Origin of the sequence: Brachyspira pulli (assembly GCF_036997785.1) — a bacterium.
Classification (GTDB): domain Bacteria; phylum Spirochaetota; class Brachyspiria; order Brachyspirales; family Brachyspiraceae; genus Brachyspira; species Brachyspira pulli.
In genome coordinates this window covers 1-19211 of the sequence record NZ_JAWLQI010000064.1, presented here as the reverse complement: position 1 = coordinate 19211, position 19211 = coordinate 1, and the positions used below count along the sequence as shown (strand labels likewise).

General features: G+C 28.0%; 17 protein-coding genes and 1 pseudogene. 14 read left to right on the top strand and 4 right to left on the bottom strand.

Features of this window, described 5'->3' with window-relative positions:
• A pseudogene (locus R4K56_RS14785) lies at positions 1-256 on the bottom strand (methyl-accepting chemotaxis protein); the annotation flags it as partial.
• A gap of 33 nt (positions 257-289) precedes the next feature.
• Positions 290-1012, bottom strand: a complete 723-nt coding sequence (locus tag R4K56_RS14780; protein WP_418233763.1) for a methyl-accepting chemotaxis protein — start codon at positions 1010-1012, stop codon at positions 290-292.
• A 428-nt stretch (positions 1013-1440) separates the two neighbouring features.
• Between R4K56_RS14780 and R4K56_RS12285 the strand changes: the two genes are divergently transcribed.
• The 3 genes from R4K56_RS12285 (at position 1441) to R4K56_RS12275 (ending at position 4243) form a co-directional block, all read left to right on the top strand.
• Entirely contained in the window at positions 1441-2400 is a 960-nt protein-coding gene (locus R4K56_RS12285) for an ABC transporter ATP-binding protein (protein ID WP_335756588.1), read from the top strand.
• Positions 2401-2423: 23 nt separating this feature from the next.
• The gene (locus tag R4K56_RS12280) at positions 2424-3419 is read left to right on the top strand and encodes an ABC transporter ATP-binding protein (RefSeq protein WP_335756587.1); all 996 of its coding nucleotides are present in this window, start codon (positions 2424-2426) and stop codon (positions 3417-3419) included.
• Between the two features lie 68 nt (positions 3420-3487).
• A complete protein-coding gene (locus R4K56_RS12275; protein WP_335760673.1) occupies positions 3488-4243 on the top strand; it encodes a DUF4253 domain-containing protein in 756 nt (251 codons plus the stop codon).
• Between the two features lie 669 nt (positions 4244-4912).
• On the opposite strand, the gene R4K56_RS12270 is transcribed toward R4K56_RS12275, so the two are convergent.
• Complete coding sequence (locus tag R4K56_RS12270; RefSeq protein ID WP_335772698.1) at positions 4913-5914, bottom strand: LacI family DNA-binding transcriptional regulator; 1002 nt, start codon at positions 5912-5914, stop codon at positions 4913-4915.
• A 499-nt stretch (positions 5915-6413) separates the two neighbouring features.
• On the opposite strand from R4K56_RS12270, the gene R4K56_RS12265 reads away from it, so the two are divergent.
• The 11 genes from R4K56_RS12265 to R4K56_RS12215 all read left to right on the top strand — a co-directional run bounded on the left by R4K56_RS12265 (position 6414) and on the right by R4K56_RS12215 (position 17880).
• Positions 6414-7841 carry a PTS transporter subunit EIIC gene (locus tag R4K56_RS12265; protein WP_335772699.1) on the top strand — a complete coding sequence of 476 codons (1428 nt, stop codon included), beginning with the start codon at positions 6414-6416 and terminating at the stop codon, positions 7839-7841.
• Between the two features lie 121 nt (positions 7842-7962).
• On the top strand, positions 7963-9444 hold the full coding sequence (locus tag R4K56_RS12260; protein WP_335772705.1) for a glycoside hydrolase family 32 protein: 1482 nt from the start codon (positions 7963-7965) through the stop codon (positions 9442-9444).
• 67 nt (positions 9445-9511) lie between these two features.
• On the top strand, positions 9512-9976 hold the full coding sequence (gene greA / locus R4K56_RS12255; RefSeq protein WP_297299559.1) for a transcription elongation factor GreA: 465 nt from the start codon (positions 9512-9514) through the stop codon (positions 9974-9976).
• A gap of 180 nt (positions 9977-10156) precedes the next feature.
• Positions 10157-11650 carry a glycogen synthase GlgA gene (gene glgA / locus R4K56_RS12250; RefSeq protein ID WP_335772700.1) on the top strand — a complete coding sequence of 498 codons (1494 nt, stop codon included), beginning with the start codon at positions 10157-10159 and terminating at the stop codon, positions 11648-11650.
• 23 nt (positions 11651-11673) lie between these two features.
• Positions 11674-12201: a DJ-1/PfpI family protein gene (locus R4K56_RS12245; RefSeq protein ID WP_335769651.1), complete on the top strand. Its 528-nt coding sequence runs from the start codon at positions 11674-11676 to the stop codon at positions 12199-12201.
• 187 nt (positions 12202-12388) lie between these two features.
• On the top strand, positions 12389-13189 hold the full coding sequence (locus R4K56_RS12240; protein WP_335772701.1) for a Cof-type HAD-IIB family hydrolase: 801 nt from the start codon (positions 12389-12391) through the stop codon (positions 13187-13189).
• 28 nt (positions 13190-13217) lie between these two features.
• Positions 13218-14006 (top strand): Cof-type HAD-IIB family hydrolase, encoded by a 789-nt coding sequence (locus tag R4K56_RS12235; RefSeq protein ID WP_297299574.1) that lies wholly within the window; start codon positions 13218-13220, stop codon positions 14004-14006.
• Between the two features lie 14 nt (positions 14007-14020).
• The gene (locus tag R4K56_RS12230) at positions 14021-14806 is read left to right on the top strand and encodes a Cof-type HAD-IIB family hydrolase (RefSeq protein ID WP_335772702.1); all 786 of its coding nucleotides are present in this window, start codon (positions 14021-14023) and stop codon (positions 14804-14806) included.
• A gap of 96 nt (positions 14807-14902) precedes the next feature.
• Positions 14903-16189, top strand: a complete 1287-nt coding sequence (locus R4K56_RS12225; protein ID WP_335756579.1) for a glucose-1-phosphate adenylyltransferase — start codon at positions 14903-14905, stop codon at positions 16187-16189.
• Positions 16190-16311: 122 nt separating this feature from the next.
• The gene (locus tag R4K56_RS12220) at positions 16312-17328 is read left to right on the top strand and encodes an RluA family pseudouridine synthase (RefSeq protein WP_335772703.1); all 1017 of its coding nucleotides are present in this window, start codon (positions 16312-16314) and stop codon (positions 17326-17328) included.
• A 120-nt stretch (positions 17329-17448) separates the two neighbouring features.
• On the top strand, positions 17449-17880 hold the full coding sequence (locus tag R4K56_RS12215) for a PepSY-like domain-containing protein (protein ID WP_335760681.1): 432 nt from the start codon (positions 17449-17451) through the stop codon (positions 17878-17880).
• Between the two features lie 69 nt (positions 17881-17949).
• On the opposite strand, the gene R4K56_RS12210 is transcribed toward R4K56_RS12215, so the two are convergent.
• The gene (locus R4K56_RS12210; protein WP_335772704.1) at positions 17950-19149 is read right to left on the bottom strand and encodes a MalY/PatB family protein; all 1200 of its coding nucleotides are present in this window, start codon (positions 19147-19149) and stop codon (positions 17950-17952) included.
• Positions 19150-19211: the final 62 nt, after the last annotated feature.

Genomic DNA, 19211 nt, shown 5'->3' with positions numbered 1-19211 from the left:
TAAAAATTTTTAGTATATTAGTTTGTGATGCTATACTTTCTATTATCTTAGTTATTTCTGTTATTTTATTGCTTGCTTCATAAACTAATTCAATATTATTAGTAGTTTCTTCTATAATACTTCCTGCTTCTTTTACTGATTTTTCAGAGTCCTGCATCATTTCATTTCCATGTACTGAGTTATCAGCTGAAGATTTTATTGTAGATGCTATTTCTTCCATAGATGAAGCTGTTTCTTCCAAACTTGATGCCTGCATTTCAGTTCTATGTGATAAATCATTGTTCCCATTTCATATTTCTGTTGCTGCTAATGATATTCTGTCAGAACTTGTAAGTACTTGAGATATTATTTCTCTAAGTTTATCAGACATATTTTTAAAGCTATGCAATAACATAGCAAATTCTGTTTTATTTTTTAATAATTTTTCATCGATTTGTACTTTTAAATTTCCTTCTGCTATGCTTGATGATAATTTTATACATATATTCAAATTAGTTATTATATTTTTTGCTATAGATACTAAGAATATAAATACAGATACGCCGACAAATAATAACACTATATAAAATATAACATTTGCTCTTACAACTCTTTTATTTGCTTCTTCTAATTTAATTGCATTGTCGCTTTCTAATTTATCAAAGAATTGATCTATAGGCATCATGATTTCATAAACTTTATTTTCATATTCATTTCCATTAACTAATTCTATTGCCTCTAATTGTTTTGACTGGTATTCTGGTGCTATAATATTGTTAGTTGTTTTTGGTATAGATTTGATTATATCCATTGCTTTTGTTTCTAATAATACCAATTCTTCTGATCTTGATTTTGATAAATTTAAATAATCAAACATTTCTTTAGAGAAATTCAATTCTTTCATAACAGTTTCGTAGGCTTTTGTTTCGCCGTCACTGTATGGTTTTTGTCCATTTGCTAAATATAATGACCAATATAGACCTCTATCATATTTAAGCTGTGTTGCCTGTTTCCTCCGGATATTGCTATGCAATCATTGTATGCCCTTTCGTATTTTGAATCTCCTGTAGCTACATAACTTCTTACAAATTGTGTTAAGAATGCTGAATTCTGCTGATATTTTCTTGCTATTGATGATGAGTCTATTATATATTGATAAATATTTCTAAAATCATTAATACTATTTCTTATGTTGATTTGTAATACAACAAGTATTGAAATTGATATTACTATATAGATAGCAAATACAATAAATTTGGTTTTGATTTTTATATTTTCTTCCTTAAAATATTTATTTTTATATTAGACTTCTAACTATTTTACAGCAAAAGAGAATTATTTCAATTTGTTTTATTTGTTTAATTCATTTTTTACCATAAAAAAAAATAGTTAATTGTAAAAATATTAATATTATATTATAATCAATTAACATAATATATTTTTTAATAAAGTAGGAAATTAATGGACAGTATTTTAAAAGTAGAAAATTTAAAAATGTACTATCATACTTCTAAAGGATTAGTTAAAGCTATTAACGATATTAGTTTTGAAATAAATACAGGTGAGACTTTAGGCATAGTAGGCGAATCCGGATGCGGAAAAACAAGTCTTGGTACATCACTTTTAAGAATGCCGTCAATTCCGGGAAAATATGAAGGCGGAAAAATTATACTTGATAATGAAGATATTATTCCGCTTAAAGAAGAATATATTAGAAAAAATATCAGATGGTCAAAAATATCTATGGTTTTTCAGGGAGCTATGAATTCACTTACTCCGGTATATACTATAGGCAGTCAAATGATAGAAACATTAAACAGACATGTTGATATGAGTAAGACTGAAGCTAATAAATTGATAGAAGAATATTTAGGATATGTCGGACTTCATTCAAGTGTAGCTAAAAGATATCCCCATGAACTTTCAGGAGGTATGAAGCAGCGTGTAGTTATAGCGGCAGCATTATTTTTAAAACCTAAACTTATTATACTTGATGAACCTACTACTGCATTAGATGTTATTGTACAGGCACAAATAATTAATTTATTAAAAAAACTTAAAAAAGATTTTAATTTATCATTTATTTTTATAACTCATGATTTGGCATTAGAAGCTGAAATTTCAGATAGAGTATGTGTTATGTATGCAGGTAAAATTGCAGAACTTGCAAGCAATGAAGATATATACAAAAATGCTAAACACCCATATACAAAACGTCTTTTAAAAGCTACTCCTAGATTGAATAAGGCAGTTAGTAAATTGGAATTTATTGAGGGAACTCCTCCAGATTTGCTTAATCCTCCAAAAGGCTGTATGTTTTATGAAAGATGCAAAGAAAGAATAGATAAATGCAAAAATGAAGAGCCTATTATAAAAGATATAGGTAATGGTCATTTATGTGCCTGCCATTTAGTTGATTAAATAATATAATAAAGAGAAATATCATGAATGAAGATGTAATATTAAAACTTGAAAATGTAAAGAAATATTTTTATCCGCATACCAGTATAGTAGAAAGTTTATTGAAAAAATCAAAAGAAATAAAAGCTGTTGATGATGTCAGTATTGATGTAAAAAGAGGCGAGATACTTGCTATAATAGGGGAGTCCGGAAGCGGTAAAACTACTATAGGAAAACTTATTATGAAGCTTATAAATCCTACTTCCGGAAATATAATATTTGAAAATGAAAATATAAATAATTTTAATAAAGAAGAAACTAATAAATATAGAAGAAATGTTCAAATGATATTTCAGGATCCTTATGCCTCTATGAATCCTAGATTTAAAATTAAAGATGTACTTAAAGAACCACTATATATTCATAATATTGAAGGTGATGAAAAAGTTTATGATGAAATAGTTATTAAGGCTTTAAAAGATGTAAAAATAAATCCTCCTGAGGAATTTATGGAGCGTTATCCTCATATGCTTTCTGGAGGACAGCGTCAAAGAATAGCTACTGCACGTGCTTTGATACTTAATCCTAAATTAGTTGTGGCAGATGAGCCTGTTTCTATGATAGATTTGTCTACCAGAGCAGAAATTCTTTATATGATGAAAGAGCTTCAATTGGAAAAGAATTTAAGTTATATATACATTACTCATGATTTATCAACAGCAAGATATTTTGCAGACAGAATAGCAGTTATGTATTTGGGAAGCATTGTTGAAATAGGGGAGGCTGATGAAATAATAGATAATCCAAAACACCCTTATACAAAGGCTTTGATTGCGGCAGTACCGGATGCATCTTCCGGCAGAGTTAACATAATAAAAGAACTTCCTATTACCGGAGAAATACCTAATGCATCAAATATACCAGAGGGATGCAGATTCCATACAAGGTGCATATATGCAAAAGATGAATGTAAAAAGACAGTTCCTAAATTAGAAAATATTAATGATAAGCATTCTGCGGCATGTTTATTTGCTGATTAATTATTTATTGTTGACTTTTATTTTTAAGTACTGTAGTATAAGAATAAAAAAATATTTGGAGTTGTATTATGGCTAATGATATACAATTAGATGATAATATGCAATTAATAGTAGATTTTCTTAAATGCGATTATGAAGTATTAAAAGGCGGACTTGAAGACGATACTAAAATAATGGAATGCTACAAAGAACATTTAGAAAAAGGCAAAAAAGAGGGATATACACCTTTAATCATAGTACCAAGTGATGTTCTTTCTGAAGCAATAGAAATTTTTTTAGAAGACAATGATGCAGAAATTGAAGATTCAAAGAAATTAATAAATGAATATATAGAGAAATCTAAAGAAGTAAATTATAAAGATTACATAAATCAAAATATTGAAGAAATAAAAAAATCATTCAATGCTCCTATAGTAGAAGGCTTTGAAATATTTGATAGTTTTGGTTCTTATTATGATTATAGTTTAGATAATCCTGTTACTTTCGATTTGATATTAGCGAAAATTCCTACTACTAATCCTTATGAATTGGCATGTTATATTCCTATGGGCGGTTTTAATGATTGTCCTAATCCTGAAACACAAGCAGCTATTTTCAAATATTGGTATGAAAAATATAATGCATATCCTGCAGTAGTAGGTTATGATACTTGGGAGCTTTGGGCAGAAAAACAGCCTAAAACAGAAGAAGAAGCTAGAGAACTTGCACTTGAACATTATTATTTTTGTTTGGATAGAGTAGATCAATATGCTGAAAATTATGATCATGGTAAATTGGCTGGAACATTATTAAAGTCTAATGTTTGGTATTTTTGGTGGGATTAATTTTAGTAAATATTTTTTTGTTTTGCTATTTGTGAGTCATTATATTTAATTAATATATTGGCTCACTTATTTTTAAGATATAAGCATATTAATAAAATAAAAAATACTTATTTAATAAATTGTATTTAATTACAGAATATACTTAAATAACTATGTTTTATCAAAAATAAATTTATCTTTTTATATATGGGGCTTTGCCACATACCACAGTTCTTTTAATACGCTCTGCGTGCCGTATAAAGTGCATCGGTTGACAAACTTAAAAATTTTTAGTATATACCTAAACAACTATATTTTGTCAAAAATTATTTTATTATTTTTATTATTTGTGGGGACTAGCCCCCACACCCCCACTTCTTTTGCGACCGAAGGAAGTACCTTTAGGTATGCCACAAAGAACCTATATCCTCGGCGGGCTCGGATACGCTTCGCGAAAGACTGCATTTTTAAGGTATATCATATATTTAATAGGCATATTTTTAATATAAAGCTTTAGCAATTGCGTTTTTTGCAACTTTGACGAAGTCCGCAGAGCGTGTGCGGCAAAAAAGTTGATAATATTACATAATGTGCAGTAGTCGGAAAATGAAATCGTTTCAGTATATACTCAATGAAAAGAATAATTATTTAATAAATTTGTTTTTTGAATAATAAGATAAAATTATATTATTATCTTACACTTTTTCCTTCAATAAATTCATAATTTATATATAGCACTTTCTTAACATCAACATTATTTATTAAATCTATTAAAATATTAGCTGCACAAACACCAGCATTAAAAGAATCAAATTTTATTGTAGAAAGTCTAGGTTCTATAATTTCATCGATTTCATATCCTCCGAATGATATTACAGATATATCATCAGGCATTTTCAAACCTTTTTCTTTTATTACTTTATATACGCTATGAGCTTGCCTGTCTGTAGAACAGATTATAGCATCTAATTTTTTGTTTTTTAATAATTTTTCGGTGGCAATTTTAGCACTGTCATAAGAAAAATCAGCTATTTCTATGCTTACATTGTTTATATTATAATTTTTTAATCCGTCTAAAACACCGTTTCTTCTTGTTATACCAATTGCAACATCTCTTTCATCTACAGCAATAAAACCTACATTTTTATGTTTTTTACTTCCAATATATTCTCCAATTTCAACACCTGCATTATAATCATCATTAACTATGCTTACACCATCAGAATATTCTTGTCCATAAATAACAATAGGTATATCCAACTTTTTTAAAGCTTTTCTATGTTCATCAGTTATTTCTGTTGCACTTAAAACTATTCCATCAACATTCAATCTTTTTAATTTTTCTATATAATGAATTTCTAATTTAGAGTCATGATTAGTATTTATAATAATTGGCATATAATGCTTTTCTCTAAAAGTCTTTTCTAATCCAGTTAATACTCTAGAAGTAACTATAGAATCCAAAGCTGGTACTATAACACCTATCATATAACTTTGTTTAGCATTCAATCTTGCAAAAGTATTAGGCTCATAATTATATTTTTTTATTATTTTGGCTATTTTATCTTTAGTTTCTTTTTTGATATATCCGCCATTAAAATAACGAGAAATAGTTGTTTTTGTTACACCTGCTATCTCTGCTATATCTTTCATAGTTATTTTTTTCTTATATGAATTCTTACCAGCTTTCATACTAACCTATTATTCTCCTCTACAAGGATAATAGTATACACTTTTTTAGACTAAAATACAAATTCATAATTTTATAATAATAAAAAAATAAGCATTTATTAGAATTATTTTTTAATTTTTTAAAGCGGTAAACGAGCAGATGATAACTGACGAATGAGTTTTCAGCTATTTATCAGTAAATTTTATCGCTGGCAATAATAAATATTTATTTTACATATACTACATAATTTCTAAATTTAATGTTATTTTTCAGCCTTTATCAAACATATTCTAAATTATAAAATATATTTGAATAAAGGAGCAGGTAATTGTAGTTATAGGTGAGCAGTAAATTATTAAAAAAATTGACAAAAATAAAAGTTTTATTATATTAAATATGTAACTGAGAACATAAATTTTTTATATAAAAAATGATATAGTGGTTGACAAATATTAAAATAATGCTATTATTATTTATGTAACCGATTACATAAATAATAATTATCAATAGGATTTTTTTATGGCTATCAATTATAAAAAAACTGCTGAAGAAATAGTGAAAGTAGTTAATAAAGATAATATTATATCTGCAACTTTCTGTGCTACAAGATTAAGATTAATAGTAAAAAATAGAGAAAGCATAAAGGATTCTGATGTACAAAAAATAGAAGGTGTTAAGGGAGTATTTTTCAATTCAGACCAATATCAAATAATACTTGGTACTGGTGTTGTAAATAAGGTTTATGATGAAGTTGTACAGTTAGGTGTTACTGGTTCAGCAAAAAAAGATGATAGCACAGTAACAAAAACAGATGATAAAAGCGGAAATAAGTTCAAAAAATTCATACGTATATTTGCTGATGTATTTGTACCTATAATGCCAGCCATGATAGCAACAGGTTTATTTTTAGGTCTTAAAGGTGCATTGATAAATGACAGCTTTTTAGGTCTATTTAATACAAAAGTGGCCGATATACCAGTATCTGTTTTAACATTTATGAGTGTGTTAACAGAAACAACATTTGTATTTTTACCAGCTTTGGTATGTTGGTCTACTTTTAGAGTATTTGGCGGTTCGCCTATTTTAGGTATATTATTAGGTTTAATGTTAGTTTCTCCTGCTTTACCTAATGCATATTTAGTAGCCAATCCAGACAGCGGAGTTAAACCTATAATGTTATTCGGATTTATACCTATAGTTGGTTATCAAGGAAGTATATTGCCTGCTCTTATTGCTGGTATTATAGGTTCTAAATTAGAATTAAAATTAAGAAAGATTATACCTAATATAATAGATATATTAGCTACTCCATTTTTAACGTTGCTTATAATGCTAATATTATCTTTAGCAGTAATAGGTCCAATATTCCATATAGTTGAACAATGGATATTAATAGCTATAAATTTCTCATTATCTTTGCCTTTTGGTTTAGGCGGTTTGATAATAGGTTTTGGAATCATATTTATAGTAGTTACAGGCGTTCACCATATAATGAATTTGATAGAGATATCTTTACTTGCTGCTACAACATTTAATCCAATCAATCCTCTTTTAAGTGTTGCCAATTTAGCTGCCGGTGCTGCTTGTTTAGCTGTTAGTTTAAAAACTAGAAGAAAAAGCGTAAAAGCTATGGGATATGGTGCTACTTTATCAGCTTGGCTTGGTATTACAGAGCCTGCTATATTTGGTATAAACATAAGATATGGAATAAAACCTATGGTATGCGGTGCTATAGCTGCCGGTATCACTGGATTAATTGCCAGATTATTAAACTTACAAGCTACAGCTAATGGCGTTACTGGTATTCCTGGTACATTACTTTATATTTATGATGGAAAACAATTAATAGGTTATATTAGTGTTGCCATACTTACAGTTGTTTTATCTTTCGCTATAACTTGGTTCTTTGGAGTACCAAAAGAGTATATGCAGGAAGACGAAGAATAAAATTGACACATTTAGATAATTTCTACATAAATCCAATAAAAATTATTTGTTCTACTTAGTGTCATGTATTGCCTTTATACATGATGCTAAGTATTATTAAATAATTCAAGGAAAAAAAATGATAAATCTTGTTAGTAAAATATTTAAAGAAGCAATCAATAAAAAAGAAATTGAATATATAAAAAGTGATAAAAGCAATGATAAATGGAGATTAAAATTCCATTTAATGCCTATAGTTGGTTGGATGAATGATCCTAATGCTTTATCATATTTTAAAGGTAAATACAATATACATTTTCAATACTCACCTTTTGAGGTTGAGGGCGGATTAAAATTTTGGGGACATTATAGAACTGAAGATTTAATAAATTATGAATATGTGGGAGTATCATTATACCCAGATGAAAAATACGATTGTCACGGAGTGTATTCTGGTTCTGCTTTTATAGAAGATGATAAATTATATGTATATTATACTGGTAATGTAAAACTTCTAGGAGAACATGATTACATAGAAAGTGGAAGGGAGGCTAATACCATGCTTACTGTCTCCGAAGATGGTATTAACTTCTCAGAAAAAGAATGTTTAATGGAAATGAAGGATTATCCTAAAGATATAACCAATCATATAAGAGACCCTAAAGTATTTAAAGTAAATGATACTTATTATATGGTACAAGGTGCTAGAAAATATGGACCTGACAGAGATAATGATATTGGCGAAGTATTAGTATTTTCTTCAAAAGATAAGAGGAATTGGAAGCATATAAGTACTATACACACAAAAGATACTTTCGGTTATATGTGGGAATGTCCTGATTTATTTAATTTAGACGGACAAGATATTTTATTGACATGTCCTCAAGGTGTTAAACAAGTAGAAGGACTATACGAAAATATTTATCTTTCAGGATATTTTTTAGTTAATGATGATTATAAAAATAAAGATTCTGTAATTGTAGATAATTTCACTGTAATAGATAAGGGATTTGATTTTTATGCTCCTCAAACATTTTTAGATGAAAATGGAAACAGAGTAATAATTGGCTGGATGGGAGTACCTGATACAGAAGATGACCATAAAAACTTAACTGTTCAGTATGGCTGGCAGCATTGCTTAACTATACCTAGAGAATTAAGTTTGAAAAATGGAAAATTATATCAAATTCCTCATAGAAATTTAGAAAAATTAAGAAGCAAAACAGTATTAGAAAACAAATATTCTCAAAACACTTTATCTGATAATTTAATTTCAAATGACATTTCATTATATGATGTTATTATTGATAACATTAAAGAAGAAAATTTGAAATTATTTATATCAGATGGTGTTTGTATTAAATACGAAAACAATAGATTTATATTAGAATTTGTAGGCGATATAGGTAAAAAAATAGGCGGCGGCAGAACAAAAAGAAGTGCTGAACTAAAAACTTTAGAAAATATTAGAATATTAATAGATACATCTACTATAGAAATATTTGTAAATGACGGAGAATTGGCATTTACAACAAGATATTATCCTGATGAATATTCTTTCAAAGTTTGCGGAGATATGAGTATAAAAATATATCAATTAGAAGGTTTTAAATTTATTCATTAATCTTTTTATTTGTAAATATTTAAAAATAGTTTATAATATTAAGATTATTATAATAAGGATATTAACTATGGCAAAACCAATTACAAAAGAAGGATATGAAAAAGTAAAGGCAAAACTCACTGAATTAAAAGCAGAGTTTGAAACTTTACCAGCTATTATTGCAGAAGCTAGAGAAAAAGGCGATTTAAAAGAAAATGCTGAGTATCATGCTGCAAAAGAAAGACAAGGATTATTAAATGCTCAAATATCAAAGTTAGAAGGCGATTTAGCAGGATGTGAAATAATAGATCCAGCTTCTTTAGACAAAGACACTGTAACTTTTGGTAAAAGAGTAAAAGTAAAAGATAAAAATAGAAATGCTACTTTTGAATATAGAATAGTAGGTGAATTAGAAGCAGATATGAGTAAAAATGAAATAACTATAGTAACTCCTATTGCTAAAGGATTATTAGGCAAAAAAGTTGGAGATGTTGTTACTATAAAAGTACCTGCTGGAGATAAAGTTTTAGAGATATTGGAAATTAATATATAATTTTATTAAAAAATTTAATATTATAAAGAATTCTGTTAATTTTTAATAAATTAATAGAATTCTTTTATTTTTGTCAAACTTTTACTATAATAGTATTGTAAAAATTCAATTTTACTTGAAGTTTTTAAATAAAGTTATATATTTAAAAGTATATTCCACTATTATTTATAGGAGTTTATTATGCCAAAAATGAAAGTTATGATAGCATCTTCTGAAGCTACACCATTCATAAAGACAGGTGGACTTGCTGATGTTGTAGGTGCTTTGCCTATTTATCTAAAAAAATTAGATGTAGAAGCTTGTGTAGTTCTTCCAAAATATAGAGATATTAATTTTCATGATTGTTATTTAGAGAATGTACTTCCTACTATGGGAGTATGGATGGGTAGTGGTGAAGAATGGTGTTCAGTATTTAAAACTGTAAAAGACGGAGTTGATTTTTATTTCATAGAGCATCATAGTTTCTTCAGCAGAGAAGGACTTTATCATGATGCTTCTTTCAATGATTATCAAGATAATGCTTGGAGATTCGGATTCTTTTCTCGTGCTGCTTTGCAATTATGTAAAGATTTGCAATTAAATGTAGATGTAGTTCATGCTAATGACTGGCAGACAGCTGCTATTCCTGCATATATTAAAACTTGGCACTGGAATGACCCAGTAGGACGTGCTGCTAGTTTGCTTACTATACATAATGCAAATTATCAAGGTATATATAATGCTACTACTACTTATGATTATTTAGGTTTAGGCTGGAACAATTTCAGTCCTGATACTTTTGAAGATCATGGTAACATCAATTTCTTAAAAGGCGGAATATTCTTCTCTGATGTAGTTACTACTGTAAGCCCTACTTATGCAAAAGAAATTGCTTCTCCTTACGGCGGTCATGGTATGGCTCCTTATTTACAAAATAAGACTACAAGTTTCTTTGGTATACTTAATGGTATTGATGAAGATGTTTGGTCTCCTGAAAAAGATAAATTTATACCTGCTAATTACTCTGTAAGCGATATGAAAGGTAAAAAAGTATGTAAAAAAGAACTTCAAAAAAGATTCTTATTAGAAGAAGACGATGATGTTGTTTTAATAGGTGCTATAGGAAGATTTGTTGATCAGAAAGGATATGATTTAATAGCTTCAATAATAGATCCATTAGTAAATAACATGAAAGTTCAATTCTGTATATTAGGTTCAGGTGAGAAAGGATTAGAAAGCTTCTTTGGAGATATACCAAAAAGATATCCTGGCAGAGTAGGTTCTTATATAGGCTATAGTAATGAGTTATCACACTTAATAGAAGCTGGATGTGATTTATTTGTAATGCCTTCATTATTTGAGCCTTGCGGACTTAATCAGATGTATTCTTTAAGATACGGAACTTTACCTATAGTACATGCTACTGGAGGACTTGAAGATACTGTTGAAAATTATAATGAACAAACAGGTGAAGGTACAGGATTCAAATTCTATGATTCTAACCCTTCAGCATTATATAATACTATTGGCTGGGCTGTTAGTGTTTATTATGATCATAGAGACAGATTTACAGAAATGCAAAAAAGAGGAATGAAAATAGATAATTCTTGGGAAAAAAGTGCCAAAGAATATGTAAAAGCTTATGAACTTGCTATTTTAAACAAAAATAATTATGATAGAAATTGCGGATTATAATAAATATTTGGAGAATTTTACTAATGGGAAACACTAATAAAATTTTATTCGTTTTATCTGGACAAAACTTCCAAGATGAAGAATATTTTGAAAGCAAAAAAATATTTGAAAATGCAGGATATAAAACTGAAGTGTCATCTACATTTATAGGTACTGCACAAGGTAAATTGGGTGGCATGACTAACATAGACTTGCTTTTCAGTGAAGTAGATGCTATGGAATTTGATGCTGTAGTATTTATAGGCGGTATTGGATGCATAACTTTATGGGACGACTGGCGTACTCAAGGTCTTGCTAAACTATTTTTAGATAATCAAAAAGTAGTGGCAGGAATAGGAAGCGGTGTTGTTATTATGGCTAATGCTAAAATATTAGATGGTGTTAATGTTACTTGTTTATCTGCTGATGAATCACATGTTAGACATGGTAATGCTAATATTATGTCTGATAAAGTGGTGATTTCTGGAAGTATTATCACTGCTAATGGCCCTGATTCATCAAAAGAATTTGCTAATGCTATTGTAAATATATTGAATAACGCATCAAAATAAATATTCTATTTTTTATAAAGGTAAAGGGTCTAATTTTTTAGATCTTTTGCCTTTTTATATAATTAATTTTTAACAAAACATAGTCATAAAAAATACTTACAATTCTTAATTATTATCATATACCAATTGAAAAACTTTTTGATTATATTATAATATTTTCCAAAAAAATAATAAATGGTAGTATAAAATGGTAAAAGCAGTATTTTTTGATATAGACGGAACTTTAGTTAGTTTTAATACACATAAAATTTCAGAAAATTCTAAAAAAGCTCTCAAGGAATTAAAATCTAAAGGCATAAAAGTTTTTATAGCAAGCGGAAGAGCTTTATTTCAATTAGATAATTTGGAAAATTTAGAATTTTACGGTTATATAATGATTAATGGATGTAATTGTTTCATTAATGAGAATGGAAGCCTAAAAGAAATATATAAAATTTCATTGGATAAAAATGATTTGTTTTCTTTAATAAATTATCTAAATAAAGATAGATTCCCATGCTCAATTATCACCGCAAATAATATACATATTAATTATGCAGATGATGTAATTAAAACATTATACACGATGGCCAAAGTAAATATTCCGGAAGTAGTAGATTTTAATGAGTATATAATAAATAATTATGATAAAATCTTGCAGCTTAATATTTTTGTAGATGAGAATAAAGAAAAATATTTAATGAATGAAGTACTAAAAAATTCTGAATCAGGCAGATGGCATTTTTCATTTGCCGATGTTAATCATAAAGGCAGCGGAAAAAATGTAGGAATAGATAAGATTATCGAATATTACGGCATAGATTTATCAGAAACAATGGCTTTTGGTGACGGAGGAAATGATATAGGTATGATAAAACATGCTGCTATAGGTGTTGCTATGGGAAATGCTAATGAAAATGTAAAAAAGATAGCAGATTATATAACAGATGATGTTGATAATGACGGTGTTTACAAAGCACTAAAACATTTTAATTTAGTAGATTTTTAATGGATTTATGAAAGAGAGAATAAGTAATATGATAAAAGCAGTATTTTTTGATATAGACGGAACTTTAGTAAGTTTCAAAACACATAAGGTCTCAGATTCTTCTAAAGAAGCTATAAGAATATTAAAAGAAAAAGGAATAAAAGTTTTTATAGCTACTGGAAGAATAAAAATGCATATAAACAATGTAGATGATTTGGAATTTGACGGCTATATAACAGCAAATGGATTCGATTGTTATATAGGAGATAAATCAATTTACAGACATGGCATAGCAAAAGAGGAAGTATATTCATTAATAGATTATTTAAAAAATAAAGAACAATTTCCATGCTCTGTTATGATGGCTAAGGGTGTAGTTATAAATTATATTACTGATGAAGTTGCTAAATATTTGGAATCTATTAATCTCAAAATAAATGTAGCAGAAAATTATTATGATTTTTTAGTAGAAAATATAGATGATATATTACAAATTAATTTATTCGTTAATGAGGAAAAAGAAAAAGAATTGATGAGTAAAATATTCAAAAATTGCGAATCCAGCAGATGGCATCCTGCTTTAACAGATGTCAATACAAAAGGCGGCGGAAAACATATAGGTATAGATAAGATTATCGAATATTACGGCATAGATTTATCAGAAACAATGGCTTTCGGCGACGGAGGTAATGATGTTTCTATGATAAAACATGCTGCCATAGGTGTTGCTATGGGAAATGCAAATGAAAGTGCTAAAAAAGCAGCGGATTATATAACAGATGATGTTGATAATGACGGCATTTACAAAGCATTGAAACATTTTAATATAATAGATTAATGAGGATAAGTAAAATGATAAAAGCAGTATTTTTTGATATAGACGGAACTTTAGTAAGTTTCAAAACACATAAGGTTTCAGATTCTTCTAAAGAAGCAATTAGACTTTTAAAAGAAAAAGGAATAAAAGTTTTTATAGCTACTGGAAGAATAAAAAATCATATAAACAATGTAGATGATTTGGAATTTGACGGTTATATAACAGCAAATGGATTTGATTGCTACATAGGAGATAAATCAATTTACAGACATGGCATAGCAAAAGAAGAAATATATTCATTAATAGACTATTTAAAAAATAAAGAACAATTTCCATGTTCTGTTATGATGAATAGCGGTATATATATAAATTATGTTAATGAAGATGTAGAGAAAGTTTCAAAATCAATTAATTTACCTATACCAGCTGTAGACAATTATTATGAGTTTTTAGAAAAGAATATAGACGATATATTACAAATTAATTTATTCGTTAATGAGGAAAAAGAAAAAGAATTAATGAGTAAAATATTCAAAAATTGCGAATCCAGCAGATGGCACCCAGCATTTACAGATGTTAATACAAAAGGCGGCGGAAAGCATATAGGAATAGATAAGATTATAGAATACTACGGTATAGATTTATCAGAAACAATGGCTTTCGGTGATGGAGGAAATGATATTACTATGATAGAGCATGCTGCTATAGGTATCGCTATGGGAAATGCCAATGAAGGTGTAAAAGAAGTTGCTGACTATATAACAGATGACGTTGATAGTGATGGTGTTTATAAAGCTTTAAAACATTTTAACATATTATAATATATATGTATTATATTTCTTGAAAAAGGTTCTTTTTTTTACTATACTTATAATATATGAATTATTTAGTATAATAAAAATTATTGGAGTTTTTTTATGAGAGTATTTAATACTGTTGCCTTGATACTTGGTGGAGGTAGAGGAACAAGACTTTATCCATTAGTAAAAGCACGTTCTAAACCAGCTGTATCTTTGGGCGGTCAATACAGAATGATAGACATACCAGTATCTAACTGTATTAATAGCGGATTCAGAAATATATATGTTATTACACAATTTAATAGTGCATCTTTAAACAATCATATATATAATGCCTACAGATTCGATAACTTCTCTGGCGGTCATGTAAGTATACTTGCAGCAGAACAGACTGATACTAATATAGATTGGTATCAAGGTACTGCTGATGCTGTTAGAAAAAATTTAGAACATTTTGACAATGAATTTGTTAATAATGTTGTTATACTTTCCGGTGACCAAGTTTATCGTATGAATTATAATGTAATGCTTCAGCATATGCTAGAAACTGGTGCTGATATAGTAGTTGGTACAGTACCTGTTGTAAGAGAAGATGCTAAAGGATTTGGCGTAATGCTTGTAAATAAAAGAGGTCAAATCACTAACTTCCATGAAAAACCAAAAGAAGATGAAGCATTAGATGCATTAAAATTAAGCGAAGAACAAAAGAAAATGTTCAATATAGAAGATCCTGAAAAAGATTATTTGGCTTCTATGGGTATTTATGTATTCAGACGTAATGTACTTAAAGAGCTTTTATCTGATGTTTCTATGATTGACTTTGGTAAAGATATTATTCCTGAAGCTATAAAGAAATATAAAGTATATAGTTATGCATTCCAAGGCTATTGGGAAGATGTAGGAACTATAAAGGCATATTTTGAAGCTAATATTTCTTTCGGAAGTAAAAATCCTCCTTTTGATTTTTATGATGAGAATGCTCCTATTTATACTCATGTACGTTACTTATCACCTTCTAAAGTTGAAAAAGCTGCTGTAACTTCTAGTATAATAGCAGATGGTTGTAGAATAGAAAATGCTACTATCAAAGATTGTGTTATAGGTGTTCGTTCAGTAGTTCAAAGCGGTTCTGAGTTGGAAAGAGTAGTTATGATGGGAAGTGACTATTATGAAGATAATGATGACATTGAAAGACTTAATGTTAAGCAGCTTCCTAAAATTGGTATAGGTAAAAAATGTACTCTTAAAAATGTTATTATAGATAAGAACGTTAGAATAGGTGATAATGTTACTATTACTAATAAAAAGAAAATACAGCATCAAGATAGTGAATTCTACTGTATAAGAGATGGTATAGTAATATTACCTAAAAATACAATAGTGAAAAGCGGTACAATAATATAAAGTTTGTGTAAGTTTGTTTGTTGCGGGTAGAAGTAATAATTATTATTCTTCTGCCCAATTTTTTTATTTGCATATAGATTAAATATTTTGACAATTTCTGATATATTAGTATAATAGCCCGCATGAAAAAATCGAAAAATAAATTGCATTTAGATACAGAAGAACTTTATAAAAAATCCGTTATAAGAAAATGCCGTATAGAAGAAAATCTTGAGAATAATACAAGATTGGATAAATATATGGGAGATAGATTTTCTTATTATTCAAGAAACAAATGGCAGGATTTAATAGGTCAAGGATTGGTTCTTCTTAATGGCGAAAAAGTCAAATATACAAGAACTGTAAATAAAGGCGATGAAATAGCTTATCATATAATAGGAATGAAAGAACCTGAAGTAGATAAAAATGTAACTATAATCTATGATGACGGTGATTTGATAATAGCCAATAAACCTGCTAATTTGCCTGTTATACCTTCCGGAAAATATTATCACAATACTTTGCATACTATTGTTAGAGAAATGCTTCAATGCAATATTAACATGTTAAACAGAATAGACAGAGAAACTAGCGGCTGTGTGGTACTTTCAAGAGGACATGAAGTTGCTTCAAAATTTTGTGCTATGATTGCCGGAAGAAAATTGAATAATAAAAAAAGAAGCATAAAGAAAACATATATTGCCATAGTGGAAAATGCAAAAGATATTGAAGATAAATTTATTGTGGAAGGGTATATGCTTGAAAGCGGACATAAATATTACAGACGTTTTCAAACATTGCATAAAGAAAATGTGGAAGGTTCAAAATATTCAAAAACTGCTTTCAAAACTATTAAACGTATTGGTGATTATGCTATAGTTATGGCTAGGCTGTATACTGGAAGAATGCATCAAATTAGAGTGCATTTATATTCTAAAAATCTTTATATGGTTGGAGATAAAATTTACGGTAAATATGGACCTCAGGTATTCGATGATTTTATAGAAAAAAACATTATACCTGACGGATTTTTTCCAAGACAGGCACTTCATGCTTATAGCTTGGAATTTAATCACCCTATTACTGATGAATTAATAAAGGTAAAAGCTCCATTGTCTGAAGATTTAAAAAAGTTTATAAGAAAATTGAAATATATTTAAATAAAATGTAATTTTTTTGTAAAAATATTGTAAATAATATTGACAAATTAAATAAAAATGCTATACTTATAATTGTAAAGATAATTTACATATAATAATTAAAAAATAAGGAGAGTAATCATGAAAAAATTATCTATTTTATTTGTATCATTAATGGTTTTATCAGTTTCTAGTTTGTTTGCTGATGATTGGGTAGTACCTGTTTCTCAATTACCTGCAAATGCAAGATCATTCATACAAAAAGTATTTCCGGATGCACAAATATTCAAAGTTGAAAGAGACGGAAGAAAATTTGATGTTAAATTGTCTAATGGTGTATCTATAGACTTTTTATCTAATGGTGAGTGGGAAAATATAGACAGTGAATATACTCCTATACCAGAAAGTGCTTTTCCTCCTGCTGTTATTAAAGCATTAAAAGCTTCTTATCCTCAAGCTGCTATAATTGATGCTGAAAAAGAATGGGGAAATTACAAAATCAAATTAAATAATATGATGGAAGTTATGGTATCAGGCAACGGACAAATAATGGGACAAAAATTTGATGATTAATTGAATTACCAATTAAAAAGCGGTAAGATTATTAAATAAAAACTTACCGCTTTTTTTATTTTAAAAAACTTATTTATAATTTTTATTATTTAATTGATTAATAACTCTTTGAGTAAAAAGTTTTATATATTCAAAATCAGTAGCCACATTCACTCTTATAAAACCTTTAAAATTATTAGAAAACCATTCACCATAATCTATTGCTATTCTGCAGTCATCTTGTATAAACTCTTTAACTCTGTCTTTATTAACTACTTTTCTTAAATCTATAAAAGGCAAATATGTACCTTCTAAAGGAGTTACTATTATATCAGGAATATTTGATTTTAATTCATCTCTTATATATTCATAATTACGTTTTATAGTTTTCAATAAACCGTCAAGCCAATCTGCTCCGTATCTGTATGCAGCTTCTGTGGCAGTCATTCCAAGCAGACTTAATTCTGTTCTATTAACAGTGATTACATATTTATTGTATATTTCCCTCATTTTTTCATCTGGTATTATTATATGAGAATTTAAAAGGCATGCTAAATTAAATGTTTTTGAAGCTGAAGATAATACAATCAATCTATCCATATATTTATCTTTATTTTTTATAGATAATGCTGATATAAAAGGACGTATTCCTAAATTTATATCTTGATGAATTTCATCAGAAATTATATAAACATTATTTCTCTTACATATATCAAATACTTTATCTATTTCTTCATCTGTCCATACTCTGCCTACTGGATTATGAGGATTACAAAATATCATTAATTTTGCATTATTATTTTTTATATCATTTTCTAATTTATCAAAATCTATTGAAAATATGCCATTATCATTTTTTAATTCGCATTCTACAAGATTTCTTTCATTATCTTTAACTGCATTATGAAAAGGGTAATAAACAGGAGTAAGTATAACTACACCATCACCTTTTTTTGTAAAAGCATTAACCAGCCAATATAATGCAGTTACTACACCAGTAGAAAAAGATATCCATTCTTCTTTCAAATCTATATTATATCTAGTTTTCTGCCAATTAAAAAATGCTTCAAAATAACTATCCCATAAAACAGTGTATCCGAAAACTCCATGAGCTATTCTTTTATTTAAAGCTTCTATTACTGCATCTGGTGCTTTAAATTCCATATCAGCAACCCACATAGGAATTAGTCCGTTTTCATTGAACCTTTTATCTTTTATAGTTTCCCATTTTTCAGAATTTGTATTTTCTCTTTTTACTAAATATCTGCTGTTGAATTCTTCTATTGTCATAACAATACCTCAAAATAAATTTATGATTTACCATTATACATATTTAATTTTTCATTTCAATC

What these genes read in the sequence shown, in the direction of transcription:
- R4K56_RS12270 (WP_335772698.1), bottom strand. Translation starts at nt 5,914, where the DNA reads ATGAAAGCTGGTAAGAATTCATATAAGAAAAAAATAACTATGAAAGAT.
- R4K56_RS12245 (WP_335769651.1), top strand. Translation starts at nt 11,674, where the DNA reads ATGGGAAACACTAATAAAATTTTATTCGTTTTATCTGGACAAAACTTC.
- greA (WP_297299559.1), top strand. Translation starts at nt 9,512, where the DNA reads ATGGCAAAACCAATTACAAAAGAAGGATATGAAAAAGTAAAGGCAAAA.
- glgA (WP_335772700.1), top strand. Translation starts at nt 10,157, where the DNA reads ATGCCAAAAATGAAAGTTATGATAGCATCTTCTGAAGCTACACCATTC.
- R4K56_RS12220 (WP_335772703.1), top strand. Translation starts at nt 16,312, where the DNA reads ATGAAAAAATCGAAAAATAAATTGCATTTAGATACAGAAGAACTTTAT.
- R4K56_RS12235 (WP_297299574.1), top strand. Translation starts at nt 13,218, where the DNA reads ATGATAAAAGCAGTATTTTTTGATATAGACGGAACTTTAGTAAGTTTC.
- R4K56_RS12240 (WP_335772701.1), top strand. Translation starts at nt 12,389, where the DNA reads ATGGTAAAAGCAGTATTTTTTGATATAGACGGAACTTTAGTTAGTTTT.
- R4K56_RS12285 (WP_335756588.1), top strand. Translation starts at nt 1,441, where the DNA reads ATGGACAGTATTTTAAAAGTAGAAAATTTAAAAATGTACTATCATACT.
- R4K56_RS12210 (WP_335772704.1), bottom strand. Translation starts at nt 19,149, where the DNA reads ATGACAATAGAAGAATTCAACAGCAGATATTTAGTAAAAAGAGAAAAT.
- R4K56_RS12225 (WP_335756579.1), top strand. Translation starts at nt 14,903, where the DNA reads ATGAGAGTATTTAATACTGTTGCCTTGATACTTGGTGGAGGTAGAGGA.
- R4K56_RS12230 (WP_335772702.1), top strand. Translation starts at nt 14,021, where the DNA reads ATGATAAAAGCAGTATTTTTTGATATAGACGGAACTTTAGTAAGTTTC.
- R4K56_RS12265 (WP_335772699.1), top strand. Translation starts at nt 6,414, where the DNA reads ATGGCTATCAATTATAAAAAAACTGCTGAAGAAATAGTGAAAGTAGTT.
- R4K56_RS12215 (WP_335760681.1), top strand. Translation starts at nt 17,449, where the DNA reads ATGAAAAAATTATCTATTTTATTTGTATCATTAATGGTTTTATCAGTT.
- R4K56_RS12275 (WP_335760673.1), top strand. Translation starts at nt 3,488, where the DNA reads ATGGCTAATGATATACAATTAGATGATAATATGCAATTAATAGTAGAT.
- R4K56_RS12280 (WP_335756587.1), top strand. Translation starts at nt 2,424, where the DNA reads ATGAATGAAGATGTAATATTAAAACTTGAAAATGTAAAGAAATATTTT.